Here is an 18,284-nt window from a genome sequence, read left to right as displayed (position 1 = left end):
CTCACAAAAGTTACGGATTTATTATGACAACTGCTTCTAACCACCCAACACGTCGCGATATTTTAAAATGGTTTACGGGGATTCCTTTTCTTCCATTAGGTGCGATGGCTACGGCAGCAACGTTAGCAGGATGTAACGATAGTAATGATGATTCAGACATTACGACTCCATCAAAACCAATTAACTTTAAAAATGCAACGTTCACTTCAATGCCAGCTCCTTCTGCTGTAGCAGAGATGGCAACGACAGCATGTGCATCAAAACTTGCTATTTCATGGGAAGATGGCAGTAAAACCGAATACCAACTCGCTTACAAACCATTCTTTTTAACAGGTACAGAAGTTCCTGATGGTAAAGGTGGAAAGATTATCGCGGGTGGTTATTACGATATTAATAATCAGCCAATTATCGACAAATCAGTTGCGGGTAAAGAGCGTCAGTTCTTCTCTGACTGTCCAGATGGTAGTTCTCTAATTAGCTTCAAACAAGCGACTGGCAAAGATTTCACAGATGCAGACAAGAAAGCATTAGGTGTAACGGGTAACCCTGTATTCCATGTGGTTCAGTTTGAATATTTATCGAAGGACCAAAATGGTGGTGATACTTACGGTAAATTATCATCTCCGATTGCTGTGCTTACTTTAGACCAAGACCCGAAAACTGGTCATTTGACTCTAATTAAATATCACAATGTAGACACTTCAAATGCGCATGGTTTATGGATTACTTGTGGTGCAAGCTTGTCACCATGGGGAACTCATTTATCGAGTGAAGAATATGAACCAGATGCTTTCAACCAAAAGTTAGGTCAATCACTTTCAACACTTAAAGCATTCAGTAAAAATGTGTATGGTGATGAAAATGCAGCTAATCCATATAACTATGGTCATTTACCAGAAATTACCGTAAATGCAGATGGTACGGGTCACGTGACAAAGCACTACTGTTTAGGCCGTATTTCACATGAGCTTGTGCAAGTTTTCCCAGATAACCGTACTGTATTAATGGGTGACGACTATACCAATGGTGGTCTCTTCATGTTCGTTGCAGATAAAGAGAAAGACCTATCTGCGGGTACCCTCTACGTTGCAAAATATACAACAGTGCTTACAGATACAACGACTGGTCAGATCTCATGGATCAAACTTGGTCATGCAACCAGTGTAGAGATTGAAAACCTAATCAAGAGCGGTATTAAAGGAACTGATATTTTTGAATCAGTTCTACAAATTGCTAAATATCCAAGCGATGCAACGACAGCAGAAGTTGGAGCTATTGATGCTGGAGATAAAGGTACTCCTGAACAACAAGCTTTAGCAAAAGCTGCGAAAGATCGTTTAAAACTACAACAAGCTGCTCAAAAAGCAGAATTGGAAGCACAAGGTTTCAAATTCACTTATTTGAGCAAAACTGGTGTTTATCTTAAGCTTAAAGATAACAGTGACAAAACTAAACTTGCCGCTGCTTTCCTTGAAACACACCGCTATGCTGCTTACGTCGGTGCTTCAATGGCATTGACTAAGAACGAAGGTACGACTGTAAATATTGCAGATAAACGAGCATATTCGGCTTTAGCTAACATTGTTGATTCAATGGTTGAAGGCGGTAGCGGTTACCTTGCTGAGCACAACGTTAAATTCCCGAAAATCACAGCTGGTGGTATTTTGGAGCATAAGCTTACAGGCGGCCAAAAAGACAGCTTAAATATCGCAATCAATAGTGAATGGGTGCCTAGCCAATCTAGCCTTCTCATTAAAGGTAAAGACATTAGCTTTGACAGTTTAGGTAATACTGCTGACCCAGAGCAGATTGCTAGCCCTGATAACTTGAAGTTCTCTGAAAAGCTACGTACGTTATTTATTGGTGAAGACTCTGGTAACCATTTGAATAACTTCTTATGGGCTTACAATGTCGACACTAAACAGCTCATCCGTATCCTGTCTACACCCGCAGGTGCCGAATCGACTGGTCTACATGCGGTCGATGAAGTGAACGGTTGGACTTACATCATGAGCAACTTCCAACATCCAGGTGATGAATGGAACCGTTTCTATAAAGAAACTAACGGTGTTCGTACTGGTATCAGTGCAGATTTACTTGCGCAAATTGATACAGCAATTAATACAAACTACAGCAACAAATTTGCAGCAGCAGTTGGCTATATCACTGCCGACCCAATTGCTCCATCTGTTGTGAAGAAATAATTTCTTTCACCACAATAAAAGAAACCTGCCTTGTGCAGGTTTCTTTTTTGACTAAACGATCAAATATTTCACTAACTTATCATCAAAACGTCAACGCCACGTCACATTCACAACCTAAGCTCATGAAGACTTTTAGAACAATCTCTTTATTATTTACTTAGGAATTTCCCATGACAGAGCTGACGCCATATCATGAAGACCAAGAACTGGATAACAATACTTCTGACAATATCCACTTTCGTGACATTTTAGAACAACATGTAAGTCGCCGTAGTTTAATTACTAAAGCAGCAAGCGGTGCTGTAGCTTTAACTTTAGCCTCTACTTTAACAGGCTGTAATGATAGTAATGATGACTCAGGTTCTAACAACGGTGGAACCCCACCTGTAGATCCAAATAAGAAACCAGAAAAATTAACTTTTACAGCAGTTGCAAAAAACCACAACGATATCGTGACTGTACCTGAAGGCTATGAAGCCAATGTCATTTACGCTTTAGGTGACTCAATCAACCCTGCGTTTGGGGACTGGGATGATAATAATATTCCATCAGGTCCAAGTTTCCAGTTCCGTTCGGGTGACTGCCATGACGGCATGCATTTCTTTGGTTTAAATACTTCGACAAAAGACTTTGATGAAAGTGTTTCAGCTGAAGGTTTGTTGGTAATGAATCACGAATATATCAATCAGACCTTCCTTCACCCAAAAGGTCCAACAAAAGTTAATGGACGTCGCCCTGAAGATGAAGTGATTCGTGAAACCAATGCACACGGCGTATCTGTCGTTCATATCAAAAAAGATGCAACAACTCAAAAAGTAGAAATTGTTAAAAAATCAATTTTCAACCGACGTATTACAGCATCAACCATTATGGAATTTGCTGGTGCTGCTGCTGGTTCTAGTTTGCTTGCAACTCGTTTCTCGCCTGCTGGACGTCAAACTCGCGGCACACATAATAACTGTGGTAATGGTTATACCCCTTGGGGCACGTATTTAACTACCGAAGAAAACTTTATTGGTTATTTTGTCCGTAGTACGACTGACGACACGCTGCGTACTCCAGAGGAAATTATTGCACTGAAACGCTATGGCTTAAAAGCAGGATCTGGTTCGCGTTACGGCTGGGAAACGGCAATTGGTCAAGTTGAATCACAAGACTTATATGACCGTTGGAATGCTGATGTAAAAGCTGCACAGGCAACACAAGACTACCGCAATGGACCTAATACATTCGGCTGGATGGTCGAGATTGATCCATTTGATAACCGCCTAAACCCAGTAAAAAGAACATCGTTAGGTCGTTTTGCACATGAAGATAGTGCTTGCCGTGCCGTTGTAGGTCAACCATTAGCATTTTATATGGGTGATGACTCTCGCGGAGAATACATCTATAAATTTGTCTCTACCGCTGTATGGGATGCCAAAGATGTAAACGGCGGCTATACGGCCGGTGACAAATATATGAACGCGGGTAAATTGTATGTTGCCAAATTTAATAACGATGGTTCAGGCCAATGGATTGAACTTGCCTATGGCAAAAACGGCTTAAATGAAAGCAACACCACCTACCCTTTCAAATCTCAAGCAGACGTTGTTACATTTGCACGTTTAGCTGGTGACTCAGTTGGTGCTACCAAAATGGACCGTCCAGAATGGTGTACTGTTAACCCAGTGAATGGCGAAATTTATGTAACCCTAACCAACAACTCGAACCGCGGTAAAGATTACGCGACGGATGCCGCTAACCCACGTAACTATACCGACCTTAAAGATGCAACAACCACCCAAAAAGGTAATGTGAACGGTCACATTATCCGTTTTAAAGAAACCGATGATAAAACGACTGCTGAAACCTTCAAATGGGATATCTACTTATTTGGTGCAGAGGCATCTATGGCTTCAAACATTAACCTATCGGGTCTGACAGACAATAACGATTTGTCTTCACCAGATGGTATGTGGTTCGACTCACGCGGTGTGCTTTGGATTCAAACAGACGATGGTGCCTACACCGATGTTACGAACTGTATGATGCTTGCTGCACTACCGGGCCAGATTGGCGATGGTGGTACTGCAACAACCTCAAGTGGTCAACAAACGCTAGTCGGTGCTAAAGTTACAGACTCAACACTACGCCGTTTCTTAGTTGGTCCAAAACAGTGTGAAATTACAGGCATTGCCATGACACCTGACCACAAAGCTATTTTTATTAATGTTCAACATCCTGGTGAAGATTCTAAGAGTTATGCCACACCAGACAGTAACTGGCCTGCAACTCAAAAAGATCCAAGTAATAAAACTGCACGTCCACGTTCAGCAACTGTTGTGATTACCCGTAAAGATGGCGGTGTGATCGCAGGCTAATTTGTTTATACTTATAAAAAATGCCGGTCAATTGACCGGCATTTTTATTACTATCGATTTAAAAGAATCTGCTGCTGCACAATTTGACCACTGTGCTCACCTTGTTGGGTCTTTTCTAACCAAAGCCATTCATTATTGGTCATTCTTAGAAAGTTCGAACAGCGTGTTCCATACACGGGACTTTGAATAAAGGTGGATGATAATAACTCTTCCATTTCTGCTTGAATGCCAGTATTCGGCAATAATGCCATTGTGACCTTGCGCTCATCTTCCAGAATATCCCACGCTGCATGTTGCAATGTTAATTCTTCTGTCTGGTGTTGAAGCATAGGCAAAAACTCTTGCGTAAACCGTGTTCGTAAATGTCTGGTTTTTTCCCAATGATCAGACATGAGGCCATTCGAAACCACATAGACTCCATTAGCTAAAACTTGAGGAGCTTCACCGCGGTTACTCATATAGACAGCCTGATCAGCATTGCCCATAAACAAGTTAAAGCCAGCAAAATTTTGTTGTTGCTGTTCTAATTGCTGAGCAAAACGAATCGGCAATAAATCAGACTCTAAAAAAGCCTGAACTAAATGCCCTCGAGAAGTTTCATAAGTTTTTTGGTCTCGTCCATCACGGAAGTTGGTTAAAACAGCCCATCGGCCTTGAGGTGTTACCCCCATCCAAGTACCACCGGACTGTAAGTCCTGCCCTGCAACAATTGGCGTATGTTCCCACTGATGCAACAAAGCTGTGGGGCGATGATAAAACTCGTCTCGATTTGACATAAGACACAAGGGCAGATCATCCAGAACATGCCATGCTAAAGCCACAATACACATTAATTCTTGTTCCCTATCTTTACACATTGAATGTACAACATTTTTCACATCATTCCGCTACAATCTGTCAAAACTTAAGATCAAGGAGCAGCAATGCTGACCTATCCTAATATCGATCCGGTCGCAATACACTTAGGACCTCTTCAAGTCCATTGGTATGGACTCATGTATTTATTAGCATTTTTATGTGCTTGGGGACTTGCTTCCTACCGTGCCAAACAGCGTGATGGCTGGACATCGGACATGGTTTCCGATCTGGTATTTTACGGTGCTCTAGGTGTCGTTCTGGGCGGTCGTGTCGGCTATGTCCTTTTCTATGAGTTTGATAAATTCCTCGAAAATCCGATTTGGTTATTCCAAGTCTGGACAGGTGGCATGAGTTTCCACGGCGGCTTTCTCGGTGTTATGGTTGCTATGCTATTTTGGTGTAAAAAATACCAAAAAACATGGTTCCAAACCCTCGACTTTATTGCTCCTTGTGTACCGACTGGCTTAATGTTCGGACGTATTGGTAACTTTATTGGTGGAGAGTTATATGGTCGTGCGGTAACTGACCCAAATTATCCATTTGGTATGATTTTCCCGACGGATCCGTTACACCTAGTCCGCCATCCATCACAAATCTATCAAGCGCTTTGTGAAGGTTTAATTCTATTCATTATCTTGTGGTGGTTTAGTTCAAAACCACGTCCACGTATGGCCGTCTCTGCTCTATTCTTAATGGGATATGGCGTTGCCCGCTTTGTGATGGAATTCTTCCGTCAGCCTGATGCCGACCAAGGTTTTATTCTGTTTGGCTGGATGACGAAAGGACAGATTCTAACAATTCCAATGTTGCTAATTGGCCTTTGGATGATGTGGTACGCCTACCAAAAGAAAATTTATGACTGGGGTCCACAAAAGAATAGTTAATATCTAAATTAGAGGAGTTTCGGCTCCTCTTTTCTTTTTTATGCTACAGTTTTTACTCTCCCAAGATGAAGATATACCATGCTGGAATTCTGGTTTAATACGCAAGTCCCAACATTTAAAAAACTAGTGATTTTGATTATTACGCTGCTTATTTGTATTGCGCTATATCAATACCAACCACTGCCTTTAGATACGATTCTGATGTTTACTGGAACTGGCGTTATTTTTTTAATCTGTCGTTACTTTAAATTGCATTTCGCTCAAAGCAACCCAACTGGTTTACTCTACCGTCTATTTACTTGGATCCCTATTGCCCTTTTGTTTGCCCTTATTTTTGTTAAAGCGATGCCGAACTTGCTGATCTGGGGTGTGCAAGGAATTGCTTTTATGGCACTTGCTGCTTTTATTTTTTCACCTCAATCGCTTTTTAAGAAATAGGTTTAGTTTTCATGTTGGCTTATTGGTACAACGCTCCGCGCCATATCAAACTCATCTTCATTATTGCCGTTTGTGTGGCAGTTTACGTCGCTAATCAAGTTCAGCCCTTGTCACCTATTCATACCGTACTCAGCCTTATTTTCGGTTTTGGTTTACATGCTGGACATTACTTAAATAGCAAAATTTCAAAAAACAAATCATATAAATCGAGCTTTAGACTTTTAAGCAGTATCTATCCTATTTTTATCGTTGTTATTTTGATGTATCTGCTTCCAGCTCAGGACAAATGGATTCTTGCGCTACAAGCTTTAGGCTTTGTACTGGTTGGCTTTTTTCTTGTTTCGATTTATCAAAATCGTGCTAAACGATTTGATTAATTACACCCATTGAAATGTCATAGAACTATTTTTAGATTTTCATCTTGAGCTACAACAGGTATCATCTTCAATGGTTCATGATGAAGCAGCTCTATTGCGTAATTATTTATCATTGAGCTATCTCCCCCTTTTATTTTATGGAATTAATCCGAACTCGAGAGTGTTATGCGTGCATATTTAGACCTTCTACAACATATCCTTGATAATGGCGGTGACAAAGGCGACCGTACAGGCACAGGAACCCGTTCTGTATTTGGTCATCAAATGCGTTTTGATCTCTCTAAAGGTTTTCCTTTACTCACCACAAAAAAAGTTCACTTCCGTTCTATTGTGATTGAGTTACTTTGGTTTTTAAAAGGCGACACCAACGTCCAATATCTAAAAGATAATAAAGTTTCGATTTGGGATGAATGGGCAACAGCAGAACAAACTGCCCGTTTTGGTCGCCCAGAGCATGAACTTGGACCAGTATATGGTCATCAGTGGCGTAATTTCGGCGCAACCAAAAATGCCGATGGTACTTATAACCAAGATGGTTTTGACCAAATTAAATGGTTAATTAATGAAATTAAAACCAATCCAAACTCACGTCGCTTAATTATTTCTGGCTGGAATCCAAATGAAGCTGGACAAGTAGCCTTACCACCTTGCCACACGCTTTTTCAATTTTTCGTACAAGATAACAAATTGTCATGCCAGCTTTATCAACGTAGTGCAGACGTGTTTTTAGGCGTGCCTTTTAACATTGCCAGTTATGCCTTACTCACCCATATGATTGCTCAAGTGTGCGGTTTAGGAGTCGGTGACTTTGTTTGGACAGGCGGTGATACGCATCTTTATGTCAATCATTTTGAACAAGCACAACTTCAATTGACACGTGAACCTTTACCACTATGCCAATTGAAACTGAATCCAGAAGTAAAAGACTTATTTGATTTCAAATTTGAAGATGTTGAAATTGTAGGGTATGAGTCACATCCTGCAATTAAAGCACCCGTTGCAGTATAACGACGACTCAAATTTCATTAGGTTACGGTTTAGAGAATAAGATTATGGCATGGCAAAATGTAGAAGTTGTTCACGTTGTGGCAATGGACAAAAACCACTGTATTGGTAAAGGCAATGCGTTGCCATGGCATATTTCTGCCGACTTAAAACACTTTAAAGAAATCACACAAGGTGCCGTGGTCGTGATGGGGCGTAAAACCCTTGAGTCTATGGGGCGTGCGCTACCAAACCGTGTGAACTGGGTGATTACCCGTGACATTAATTGGCAATTTGACGGTGTTAAAGTTGCTTATTCAATTGAAGATGCTTTAAACGCAGCATTAGAAGATGTAAAAAATACTGAAAAGCAGGCATTGTTCATCATTGGTGGCGGTGAGATATTTAAGCAGACTTTGTCTATTGCAGACCGTCTTGAACTCACTCATGTTGACTTAGATGTGCAAGGTGATGCACATTATCCAACAATACCGAGTGAATTTCATAAAACTGCAAGTGAACAGCAAGTTGATGAAAAATCAGGAACTTCATTCGAATTTGCCACTTATAAAAAATAATTCTATGGATGCCTATGCACAATATCGGAACACGTGAATTTATTACTGCCCTACTTTTGGGGCTATTACATAGTCTATTCACGCTGTTTATTGTGCTCTCCAGCATTTGGATATGTGTAGCGCTCTGGGTCCAACAACCTTTTGGCTGGTTAGGCAGCCGTATTCTCATTGGCATCTGGATTGCTTTTGCACTCAGTATGGCTGGCTTATATGTGGAAGGCCATATTATTAGCCGCCGTACAGACATCCTGATTTATCTTTTGGCATTTGCCTGCTCTCTCGTTTGGTATTTTTCGATTACTGCACGCCAAGACCGCGACTGGAACCCTGAAGTTGCCAATATGCTGAGCTACGAAAAGCATGGCGATGTGATTACCCTGCATAATGTTCGTAACTTCAACTGGCATCCCGATGGGGCCTATGATGTTCGGTGGGAAACTCGAACTTTTGATCTTAACCAGTTGAATGGCATAAACATCATTGCCTCTTACTGGATGGGACCACAAATTGCCCATACACTGGTCAGTTTTGAATTTACCAATCAGCAACCTTTAGTGTTCTCAATCGAGATTCGTAAAGAAAAAACCGAAGAATTTTCGGCAATTGGTGGATTTTTTAGAAAATATGAACTTAGTCTAATTGCTTCTGATGAAAAAGATATTGTGTACACACGCAGTAACATCCGAAAAGAGCAAGTTTATAATTTTCCTATCAACATGCCACGTCGCGAGCAGAAGGCTTTATTTTTAGAATATCTAAAGAAATCTGATGAACTTCGTGCAGAGCCAAAGTGGTACAACACCCTCACCAGTAACTGCACCACTCTAATTTTTGATATGGTTCAAGCGATTAACCCCTATCAACTTCCTAAAGATTACCGTCTAATCGCTTCAGGTTACTTACCTAATTATTTATATGATCTTAAAGCACTTAATCAAACTATCAGTTTAAAACAGTGGTATCAAATTGCACATATCAACCCACGTACTGAAAATTTTGAACAGCTTTCAGATCAGAGTAGCGAACATTTCTCTCAAATCGTTCGACAAGGTTTACCAAAACCGAAATAAGTAATGCACTTTTCTTTACTTTTTTATACATGCTTTACTTTGTATTTTAAATACATAACCCCTATTGTAATAGGCAGGAAATAGAGGAAAAAACAATGCAACAGGCCTTATTTGGCGGCGGCTGCTTTTGGTGCGTCGAAGCCGTTTTTTTACAAATTCGTGGTGTAGAAAAAGTAACTAGTGGTTATGCGGGTGGGCATACAACTCATCCAACTTATGAGCAAGTCTGCCAAGGAGACTCCCAGCACGCTGAGGTGATCTTAGTAGATTTTGATGAAGAGCAAGTAACCTACTCCCAGTTACTCGATGTGTTCTTCGCGACTCATGATCCAACGACTTTAAATCGCCAAGGTAATGATATCGGCACGCAATACCGCTCTGTTATTTACTATTATAATGAAGAGCAAAAGCAGGCAGCGGAACATACGATTCAAACGCTAAAAGATGATGAGCTTGATATTGTGACTGAGTTGTCTCCTGTCCCGACGTTCTATCCGGCAGAAGAATATCACCAGAATTACTATGCAAAGAATCCTTCACAAGGTTATTGCAACTTTGCGATCCCACCTAAGCTGCTCAAGCTATATAGTAAATTCCAGCACCTCATGAAAGATCAATAAATCAAACCAATAAAAAAGCAACCGATGAGGTTGCTTTTTTATTGCGTAAACTAAATTTTAGTTTTCACTGACAAAGGCAATATCGCTCAGTCCGGCTTCACTGGCGCGAGACATTACCTGTGCAACAGTATCGTACTTCGACTCTTTATCAGCACGAAGTTGAACTGTTGGTTTAACATCACCTTGACCTGCTTCTTGAAAACGTTTTTGAAGCTCATCAAGGCTAATTACTTGAGTATCCCAAGCCACTTCACCATTTGCATTAATACTAATCGTAATTGCTTTTGGTGGTGGATCAATAATTTCAGCAGTTGTTTTAGGAAGCGTTAATGGAATCGATGGGTTGGCAACTGTTGCTGTGACCAAAAAGATGATCATTAACACCAACATAATGTCGATTAGCGGAATGAGGTTCATCTCATTTATGCCACTATCGTGGTCTTCACCCAATTGAAAAGCCATTAAGCTTGACCTCCAACATAACTTTGCTGTGCAGTTTTAACATCAGACTTTACAGTAGAATCTTGCTGCAACATCGTGTCAATTAATAAGCTGTGTGCTTGATCTTGTAAATCATGAGCAAGACCACGGTTAGCACGTACACAGATGTTGTAAGCTAATACGGCAGGAATCGCAACTGCAAGACCAAGACCCGTCATAATAAGCGCTTCACCTACTGGTGTAGCCACTTGAGCCAAACCTGCTTGTCCGCTCTTACCCACGGCAACAAGTGCATGGAAAATACCCCATACCGTACCAAACAAACCAACGAATGGTGCAATTGAAGCAATTGTTCCTAAAACAGAAATACCTTTCTCAGCATTGACTTTTTCAGCAGAAATTTGACGAAGTAGAGCCTGCTCTGCAACTGCTTTACGCTGCTCAAAACTTAATGGTTGTAACTTTGCTTTTAGCGAAGTAATAGCCTGAGAAAGCTGAGCATAAGCTTGTTGCTTTAATTGGCGAGTCCCCATCAAACGTAAGATGAAAACTGTCCAGGTAGCAATCGACATTGCCAATAAGATGAAATACAGGGTTTTACTCACTGCATCTGCATGTTGCCAATAGATTGAAAAGTTCATATTGAACTCCTGATTAAGGTTAGCCGTTGGGACTCAAATTCATTTAAGGGGTTAAATCAAAAGGTTGCTCTGCTTTAATTGGGTAAGCAACCCCGTTTTCCATATAAGGTTTAAATTTCGCACCGCGAACAGCACGGACAACTTTATCATCTAGACTTGAAATACCACTACTTCTAGTCACTCGCACATTAACAATCTTGCCTTTTTCATCGGCTTCAATCAGTACCATGATAGAGCGTGCTTCGCCTTGTAAATCTTTTGAAGAAACTGTTAATCGTGGTGAACGACTCCACTGTACACCCGAACCACCAATTGAAACTCGTTTTGGTGATGGATCTGGAGCAGGTTGAGCTTTAGGTGCTTCTTGTACTACTGGCTTTGGTTTCTCAACGACTTTTTCAGTGACTGTTGTGGTCGTTGTCACCACTTTGGTTTCAACTTTAGGTTCTGTCTTTACTGTTTGTTTTGGTGTCTCAGCCTTTTTCACCTGTTGAATTTTTTCCACTTTTTTAGGTGGAGTCACAGGCTTTTCAACAACTTTAACTTCTTTTACCTCTTTCTTAGGTTCCGGTTTTTTTGGCGGTTCCTTTGGTTTAGGAGGTAGTGGTTTTGGCTGATCTTGAATTTTTACGAAACGTACCTGTAAAGGTTTCTTATCGATTGGCTTTAATTCAGCAGGCTTAATATGGCTAACTGCCCATAAGACCCCGATATGACCAATTGCAACTGCAATTAGTGCTGTGATGACTTTCTTTTTCATCGGATTGGGAGAGTTTAAGGCTGCGGAAGATTGACTCATAAGAATCTAATTACCTAATGGATGATGATTTCAGTTTTCTATTTATAGAAACGATTTCAAACATCGGATAGAACAATAAAGTGCCACAATAATAAATGAGAAGTGTTTTCATTTGCAACTATTTTTTGAGAAAAACATTTACTCTGTATTATGACTTCGTGCCTGCTCAGTATCTTTGCTTTACTTTTCTCATAGTTACATCAATAGATACCTCCTGTTCACAATTTGTTTAGTCAAACTTAAAATAGTTTAGCTATTTGCACCACGAACAGATCTAATCCTACAATAAACCCACTTATTATTGATATGTTATATCATTTCAAATTAATTTTAAATATAAAAAAACACGCAAGAAGCGTGCTTTTTTATAATAAGCATTATTTAAAAAACAACAGTCTTATTACCATCAACAATAATACGATCTTCTAAATGCCACTTCACTGCACGAGCCAATACATTACGCTCTACATCTTCACCTAACTCACGTAATTGCTCAACATTATAGTCATGACTCACACGCTCAACGTCTTGTTCAATAATTGGGCCTTGGTCAAGGTCAGCAGTCACATAGTGAGCTGTCGCACCAATCAACTTCACACCCTTTTCATAAGCTTGCTTATATGGATTAGCACCCACGAAAGCTGGCAAGAAAGAATGGTGAATATTGATGATTTTCATTTCCCATTTTGCAACAAAATCTTCGCTTAAAATCTGCATGTAACGTGCAAGAACCAATAAATCATTGCCTTGCATCATTTCATCAATTTGCGCATAAGCTTCAGCTTTATTGTCTTTAGTGACTTTAATTACAGAAAATGGAATACCGAAGTTTTCGACAGATTCACGTAAATCTTCATGATTTGAAATGACATGAGTAATTTCACAAGGTAACGAACCGCGTGCATGACGCCATAACAACTCAAGCAATGCATGGTCAACTTTAGAAACTAAAATACCAACTTTTTTAACATCGCCTACGAAAGCAAGACGCCATTGCATGCTATAACGCTCAGCAACGTTCGCAGCAAAAGTCTGAATTAAGGCATCTTTACGCGACTGTAAATGATCAAGTTCAAATTCAACACGCATGAAATAACGTCCGCCCTGAGCTTCCGTCGCATACTGATCAAGCGCGGTAATGTTTGCACCTTGGTGATACAAAAAGCTCGATACCGCTTGTACGATCCCTGGCTTGTCTTCACAAGTAATCAGTAAACGGGCTGTATTGGCAGTGGTCATATTCATTTGGTTAATATCACTTAATTGAGATAAATTTTTTAATAGGCCGAGTATTCTAGCGCCCTAAATAAACAAGCACAACTATTCGTCTTTTAAGGACGATAAGCTAGCAAATAGATCAGAAGGGCCAAGAGATTCAAGCAACTGCTCATAGGTTGCTCGGCTTTCACCCATAAGATAAGGACCTTCAAGGAAAACCATTTGGCGTAATGCTTGCCAAACCCATTTTTCTTCTAAATGGTTATTGTCACTAATATGACCAGACATATATAAAAAGTTTGTCCAGTTTGTTAATACAATCCAGAGGTTAATAATGAGTGCTTCAATTTCTGATGGCGTCATTTTCATAAGGCCTGCATCTACAAAGGCTTGATAAATTCTTTGCCCCTGCTGCATGACTTGCCCTGCAAAACGTGGATAAATCTTTTTAAAGTCTTCGTTACTTTCAACTAAATGATAAACATCGCGATGAATAAAACGGTAACTCCATAACTGGCCACTTAACACTTGAAAATAGTTGATTTTATCATTAGTTGTTAATGGTCTATCGTCAGGTAAAGAAAGTACTTCCAAAGTCTCGGCCTGATATTGATACATTAATTCCTTAATGATTTCATGCTTATTCCGGAAATGATAATACAAGTTTCCGGGACTGATACCTAACTCCGCAGCAATATGATTGGTTGTAACCGACCGTTCACCTCGCTCGTTAAAAAGCTGCAAACTGATTTGTAAAATCCGGTCTTTTGTCTTCAGAGCTTTAGGTTGAGACATTTTAATAACCTTTAATAATTCAAATGGTTAAGACTTGAACACATAAACTGACTTGACTATTTAGAGTATTTACTCTAAAAAATAAACATATCAATGTATTTGGTAAGTACCGATGAACAGTCAAACAAAAACAAATCCAGAGACTCAGCTTCCTTATGATGTTAAGCATTTACATGACTTGCTTGAACATCAAAAGCTTGCTTATTTACGTCATCCGGTACCCACTGCTAAAGAGCGTATTGATCGTTTAGCTCGTCTTAAAAGAGTCTTGGTAAAATATCAAGATCAGATTGCCGAAGCAATTAACCTTGATTATGGCAATCGTGCAGTTATGGAAACAAAAATTGGTGAGTTACTCACCAGTTTGGAACAAATCAAATATTACAGCAAACATCTGACAGCGTGGATGAAACCTTCAAAACGCCATATCAGTGTATTACATCAACCAGCAAAAGGTTGGGTACAATATCAACCTATGGGTGTAATTGGTATTATTACACCATGGAACTACCCATTGCTGCTTTCAGTTGGACCACTAATCTGTGCGTTGGCAGCGGGCAACCATGCCATGATCAAGATTTCTAGCGCCTCTCCAAATTTTGGGCGAGTCCTTGAAAGTGTATTAGCAGAAGCCTTTCCACAAGAATTAGTTGCTGTGGTGAATGGTGGTGGCGTTATTTCAGATGCTTTTAGTCATTTGCCTTTTGACAAAATGATTTTCACAGGCTCAACTTCTGTTGGTAAAACAGTGATGGCAGCCGCAGCTCAAAATCTGGTTCCTGTTATTCTTGAATTAGGCGGAAAATCCCCTGCACTTGTGCATGCATCTATGGATATGAAAGATGTGGCTCAACGTATTGCTGTAGGTAAATTATGGAATGCAGGACAAACTTGTGTTGCACCTGACCATATTTTCTTGCCACGTGGGAAAACTGCCGAGTTCATAGAAAACTTTAAATTGATTGTGGCTGGTATGTACCCACATTTCCGCAATAATCAAGATTACACTTCTATTATTAATGACAAGCAATACAACCGTATTCAGGGCTACATTGAAAATGCCCGTGATCAAGGTGCTCGTATTGTTGAAATTAACCCTCAAAATGAAATTTTAGATGATGTACGCAAAATTCCACCAACTTTAGTGACTGGAGTCACTACGGCAATGGATATTATGCAAAACGAAATCTTTGGTCCTGTTCTACCAATTTTAGAATATGACCAAATAGAAGAAGTCATCGAATTTATTAATAGTCGTCCACGTCCTTTAGCCATGTATTATTTCGACTATGATCAGGCGCGTGCTGATTATGTTGCACAGCACACCCACTCAGGACATTTCGGAATCAACATGGTCATTACCCATGTGGCTCAGGATGATTTACCCTTTGGAGGGATTGGGGCATCAGGTATGGGTAAATATCACGGACCAGAGGGCTTTTTTAGCCTTTCTCATGAACGTTCGGTGATGTCAAATCCAAAACTTTATAGTCTTAAATACATTCTTCCACCGTTCAATAAGCCCATTCATCGTTTCATTTCGAAAACCTTGTTGCGCTAACTGATCAAGGCATGATCTGTTATACTAAATCATGCCTCGTTTTTACCAATTCCGCTTGTCTTTTAATCGTATTTTTGGTATAAAACGCCCCTTGAATGAATTCATCCGTTTACATTTAGTATGACTGGCCACAGATTTGCTGTTGGCTGAATCAATGGAGTTACACCATGTCTAAGGTTTGCCAAGTTACCGGCAAGCGTCCAGTCGTTGGTAACAACGTCTCACACGCCAACAACAAAACCAAGCGCCGGTTCGAGCCGAACCTGCACCACCACCGTTTCTGGTTAGAAAGCGAAAAACGTTTTGTACGTCTTCGTTTAACCACTAAAGGTATGCGTATTATTGACAAATTGGGTATCGAAAAGGTTGTTGCAGACCTTCGTGCTCAAGGTCAAAAGATCTAAGGAGTCTGAACAATGCGTGATAAGATTCGTCTCGTTTCTACAGCTGGTACAGGTTATTTCTATACCACGACTAAAAACAAACGTACTATGCCGGAAAAAATGGAAATCAAAAAATTTGATCCAAAAATCCGTCAACACGTGATTTTCAAAGAAGCTAAAATCAAATAATTTTAGCCTCGAAAAAAACGACTTCACAATGAGGTCGTTTTTTTTTGCATTTTTTTTATACCTGGCTTTTTTTTGTTAAACTTTCCACATATTTCGCCTTGGCATTTTTTATGCTTGTCTTTAGCCTAACTCACGTAAAAGGAGTTTTTAGTGCCGCATGACGTAGATTTAATTGTTTTACTTGCTGTTGGTTTCGGTGTTGCCCTCTTCTTTGGTTATCTTGCAGCCCGATTACGACTTCCCCCTCTTATCGGCTATTTAATTGCCGGAATTATTATTAGTCCAAATACACCCGGCATAGAAGCTGATATGCATCTTGCTAACCAGCTTGCAGAACTCGGGGTAATGTTTCTGATGTTTGGTGTAGGAATGCACTTTTCATTAAATGACTTGCTGCTGGTTCGCCGTATTGCTGTGCCAGGCGCGATTTTACAAATTGCGGTCGCTACTCTATTGGGAGTTGCCGTATCCATGCTCTGGGGATGGAGCTTTGGTTCTGCACTCGTTTTTGGCTTAAGTCTGTCGTGTGCGAGTACTGTTGTATTATTAAAAGCTTTAGGAGACCGAGGTCTTTTAGATTCAGTCAATGGTAAAATTGCTGTAGGTTGGCTGTTAGTCGAAGATTTAGTCATGGTACTTGTTTTAGTACTCCTTCCAGCTACAGCAGTTTTACTCGGCGGGAAAGCACCAGAAGGTGCAGATGGTAATATCTGGTTAACCCTTGGGCTCACTTTATTAAAAGTAGTTGGCTTTATTGCCTTTATGCTGATTGTAGGTAAACGTGTTGTTCCTATTATCATGCAGTTTGTTGCTCGTTTAGGTTCAAGAGAGTTATTCACCCTGACCGTTGTTGCAGCCGCTGTTTCAATTGCCTACGGGTCTTATGCCATTTTTGGGGTTTCCATGGCACTAGGCGCATTCTTTGCAGGAATGGTAGTTAAAGAATCAGACTTCAGCCACCGCGCAGAAGAAGAAACACTTCCATTACGTGAAATTTTCTCAATTCTGTTTTTTGTCTCTGTGGGGATGCTGTTTGACCCAAGTATTCTTGTAGAACGTCCACTACATATTTTGGCCGTTATCGCCATTATTATGGTGGGGAAAACAATTGCAGCAATGGCTTTGGTTTTATTCTTTCGTTACCCCATCAATACAGCCCTTACAGTTGGCGCGAGTTTGGCCCAAATTGGTGAGTTCTCATTTATTTTAGCAACTCTCGGTGTCTCATTAGGTTTATTAACTTTAGAAGCACAAAACCTAATTCTAGCTGGCGCTTTATTTTCAATTACGCTGAACTCTTTTATATTCTCTGCAATTGAACCAGTACAACGCTGGATTCGTGAGCGCTCTCACTTAGCTCGTCTTCTTGAACGTAGTGGTGACCCATTAGCAATGTTACCTGATGAAGTTGATCAAGCTTATTTACGCGATCAGGTCGTCATTGTGGGATACGGCGGTGTGGGGCGACGTATCACTGAAAATTTAATTAATGAGAATATTAAGGTCGTTATTGCCGAAGAGAATCGTGAAATCGTAGAAAAGCTGCGTCATTCGAATATTGCAGCAGTCAGTGGTGTTGCAACTGAGCCAAGTGTTTTAATTCAAGCACATATTATGCATGCGCGGCTCTTGGTGATTTCACCTATGGATATTCTAGATATTCACCGTATTGTGGCGATTGCTAAGCAATTAAACCCTCAAATTCAGGTGTTAATTTGTGCAGAAAGTAAAGAAGAAGCGGCTATCATTCGAGATGAGAATATTGGTGAAGTATTCTATGCTAAAGAGGAAATGGCAAAGAATATGAGCCATCATATAGTAAATCAGATCGAGCTTGCCCATCAGTCAACTATTCATTAACTGATATAAAAAGCGTACTCA

18 protein-coding genes and 1 pseudogene are annotated in these 18,284 nt (G+C 40.3%); 13 read left to right on the top strand and 6 right to left on the bottom strand.

Going from position 1 to position 18,284, the window contains the following annotated elements:
- Positions 1-23: 23 nt before the first annotated feature.
- Entirely contained in the window at positions 24-2,204 is a 2,181-nt protein-coding gene (locus BMW38_RS08620) for a PhoX family protein (RefSeq protein WP_092707278.1), read from the top strand.
- A 170-nt stretch (positions 2,205-2,374) separates the two neighbouring features.
- The gene (locus BMW38_RS08615) at positions 2,375-4,567 is read left to right on the top strand and encodes a PhoX family protein (RefSeq protein ID WP_092707276.1); all 2,193 of its coding nucleotides are present in this window, start codon (positions 2,375-2,377) and stop codon (positions 4,565-4,567) included.
- 50 nt (positions 4,568-4,617) lie between these two features.
- Here the strand turns inward: BMW38_RS08615 and BMW38_RS08610 are convergent, their stop codons facing one another.
- Positions 4,618-5,397: an NRDE family protein gene (locus tag BMW38_RS08610; RefSeq protein WP_213031132.1), complete on the bottom strand. Its 780-nt coding sequence runs from the start codon at positions 5,395-5,397 to the stop codon at positions 4,618-4,620.
- A gap of 93 nt (positions 5,398-5,490) precedes the next feature.
- Here BMW38_RS08610 and lgt point away from each other — a divergent pair, with 93 nt between their 5' ends.
- The 7 genes and pseudogenes from lgt to msrA all read left to right on the top strand — a co-directional run bounded on the left by lgt (position 5,491) and on the right by msrA (position 10,376).
- Positions 5,491-6,309, top strand: a complete 819-nt coding sequence (gene lgt / locus BMW38_RS08605) for a prolipoprotein diacylglyceryl transferase (RefSeq protein ID WP_092707274.1) — start codon at positions 5,491-5,493, stop codon at positions 6,307-6,309.
- A 78-nt stretch (positions 6,310-6,387) separates the two neighbouring features.
- The gene (locus BMW38_RS08600) at positions 6,388-6,747 is read left to right on the top strand and encodes a hypothetical protein (protein WP_009392979.1); all 360 of its coding nucleotides are present in this window, start codon (positions 6,388-6,390) and stop codon (positions 6,745-6,747) included.
- 11 nt (positions 6,748-6,758) lie between these two features.
- Positions 6,759-7,128, top strand: a pseudogene (locus BMW38_RS08595) (hypothetical protein); the annotation flags it as partial.
- A gap of 161 nt (positions 7,129-7,289) precedes the next feature.
- Entirely contained in the window at positions 7,290-8,132 is an 843-nt protein-coding gene (gene thyA / locus BMW38_RS08590; protein WP_003654809.1) for a thymidylate synthase, read from the top strand.
- 44 nt (positions 8,133-8,176) lie between these two features.
- Positions 8,177-8,686 (top strand): dihydrofolate reductase, encoded by a 510-nt coding sequence (locus BMW38_RS08585; RefSeq protein WP_092707272.1) that lies wholly within the window; start codon positions 8,177-8,179, stop codon positions 8,684-8,686.
- A gap of 14 nt (positions 8,687-8,700) precedes the next feature.
- Positions 8,701-9,756 (top strand): Lnb N-terminal periplasmic domain-containing protein, encoded by a 1,056-nt coding sequence (locus BMW38_RS08580; protein ID WP_092707270.1) that lies wholly within the window; start codon positions 8,701-8,703, stop codon positions 9,754-9,756.
- Between the two features lie 95 nt (positions 9,757-9,851).
- Entirely contained in the window at positions 9,852-10,376 is a 525-nt protein-coding gene (gene msrA / locus BMW38_RS08575; protein WP_092707268.1) for a peptide-methionine (S)-S-oxide reductase MsrA, read from the top strand.
- A 57-nt stretch (positions 10,377-10,433) separates the two neighbouring features.
- On the opposite strand, the gene BMW38_RS08570 is transcribed toward msrA, so the two are convergent.
- The 5 genes from BMW38_RS08570 to BMW38_RS08550 form a co-directional block, all read right to left on the bottom strand.
- Positions 10,434-10,838: an ExbD/TolR family protein gene (locus BMW38_RS08570; protein ID WP_003654800.1), complete on the bottom strand. Its 405-nt coding sequence runs from the start codon at positions 10,836-10,838 to the stop codon at positions 10,434-10,436.
- Positions 10,838-11,458, bottom strand: a complete 621-nt coding sequence (locus BMW38_RS08565) for a MotA/TolQ/ExbB proton channel family protein (protein WP_004641039.1) — start codon at positions 11,456-11,458, stop codon at positions 10,838-10,840. Before BMW38_RS08565 ends, BMW38_RS08570 begins: the two co-directional genes overlap by 1 nt.
- A 43-nt stretch (positions 11,459-11,501) precedes the next feature.
- Entirely contained in the window at positions 11,502-12,257 is a 756-nt protein-coding gene (locus tag BMW38_RS08560) for a TonB family protein (RefSeq protein WP_213031128.1), read from the bottom strand.
- A gap of 381 nt (positions 12,258-12,638) precedes the next feature.
- Positions 12,639-13,502 carry a formyltetrahydrofolate deformylase gene (gene purU / locus BMW38_RS08555; RefSeq protein ID WP_004641036.1) on the bottom strand — a complete coding sequence of 288 codons (864 nt, stop codon included), beginning with the start codon at positions 13,500-13,502 and terminating at the stop codon, positions 12,639-12,641.
- Positions 13,503-13,577: 75 nt separating this feature from the next.
- The gene (locus BMW38_RS08550; protein ID WP_004641034.1) at positions 13,578-14,270 is read right to left on the bottom strand and encodes a TetR/AcrR family transcriptional regulator; all 693 of its coding nucleotides are present in this window, start codon (positions 14,268-14,270) and stop codon (positions 13,578-13,580) included.
- 112 nt (positions 14,271-14,382) lie between these two features.
- Here BMW38_RS08550 and BMW38_RS08545 point away from each other — a divergent pair, with 112 nt between their 5' ends.
- The 4 genes from BMW38_RS08545 to BMW38_RS08530 all read left to right on the top strand — a co-directional run bounded on the left by BMW38_RS08545 (position 14,383) and on the right by BMW38_RS08530 (position 18,263).
- Positions 14,383-15,831 (top strand): coniferyl aldehyde dehydrogenase, encoded by a 1,449-nt coding sequence (locus BMW38_RS08545; protein WP_092707264.1) that lies wholly within the window; start codon positions 14,383-14,385, stop codon positions 15,829-15,831.
- Positions 15,832-15,998: 167 nt separating this feature from the next.
- Positions 15,999-16,235 (top strand): 50S ribosomal protein L28, encoded by a 237-nt coding sequence (gene rpmB / locus BMW38_RS08540; protein ID WP_000048256.1) that lies wholly within the window; start codon positions 15,999-16,001, stop codon positions 16,233-16,235.
- 12 nt (positions 16,236-16,247) lie between these two features.
- Positions 16,248-16,403: a 50S ribosomal protein L33 gene (gene rpmG, locus BMW38_RS08535; protein ID WP_003654787.1), complete on the top strand. Its 156-nt coding sequence runs from the start codon at positions 16,248-16,250 to the stop codon at positions 16,401-16,403.
- A 150-nt stretch (positions 16,404-16,553) separates the two neighbouring features.
- Positions 16,554-18,263, top strand: coding sequence for a cation:proton antiporter (locus BMW38_RS08530; RefSeq protein ID WP_092707261.1), 1,710 nt, complete (start codon positions 16,554-16,556; stop codon positions 18,261-18,263).
- Positions 18,264-18,284 lie beyond the last annotated feature (21 nt).

This window comes from Acinetobacter sp. yr461 (assembly GCF_900110445.1).
Lineage (GTDB): Bacteria > Pseudomonadota > Gammaproteobacteria > Pseudomonadales > Moraxellaceae > Acinetobacter > Acinetobacter calcoaceticus.
Note: the sequence above shows the minus strand (reverse complement) of the source record. Positions and strands in the feature narration are given on the sequence as shown.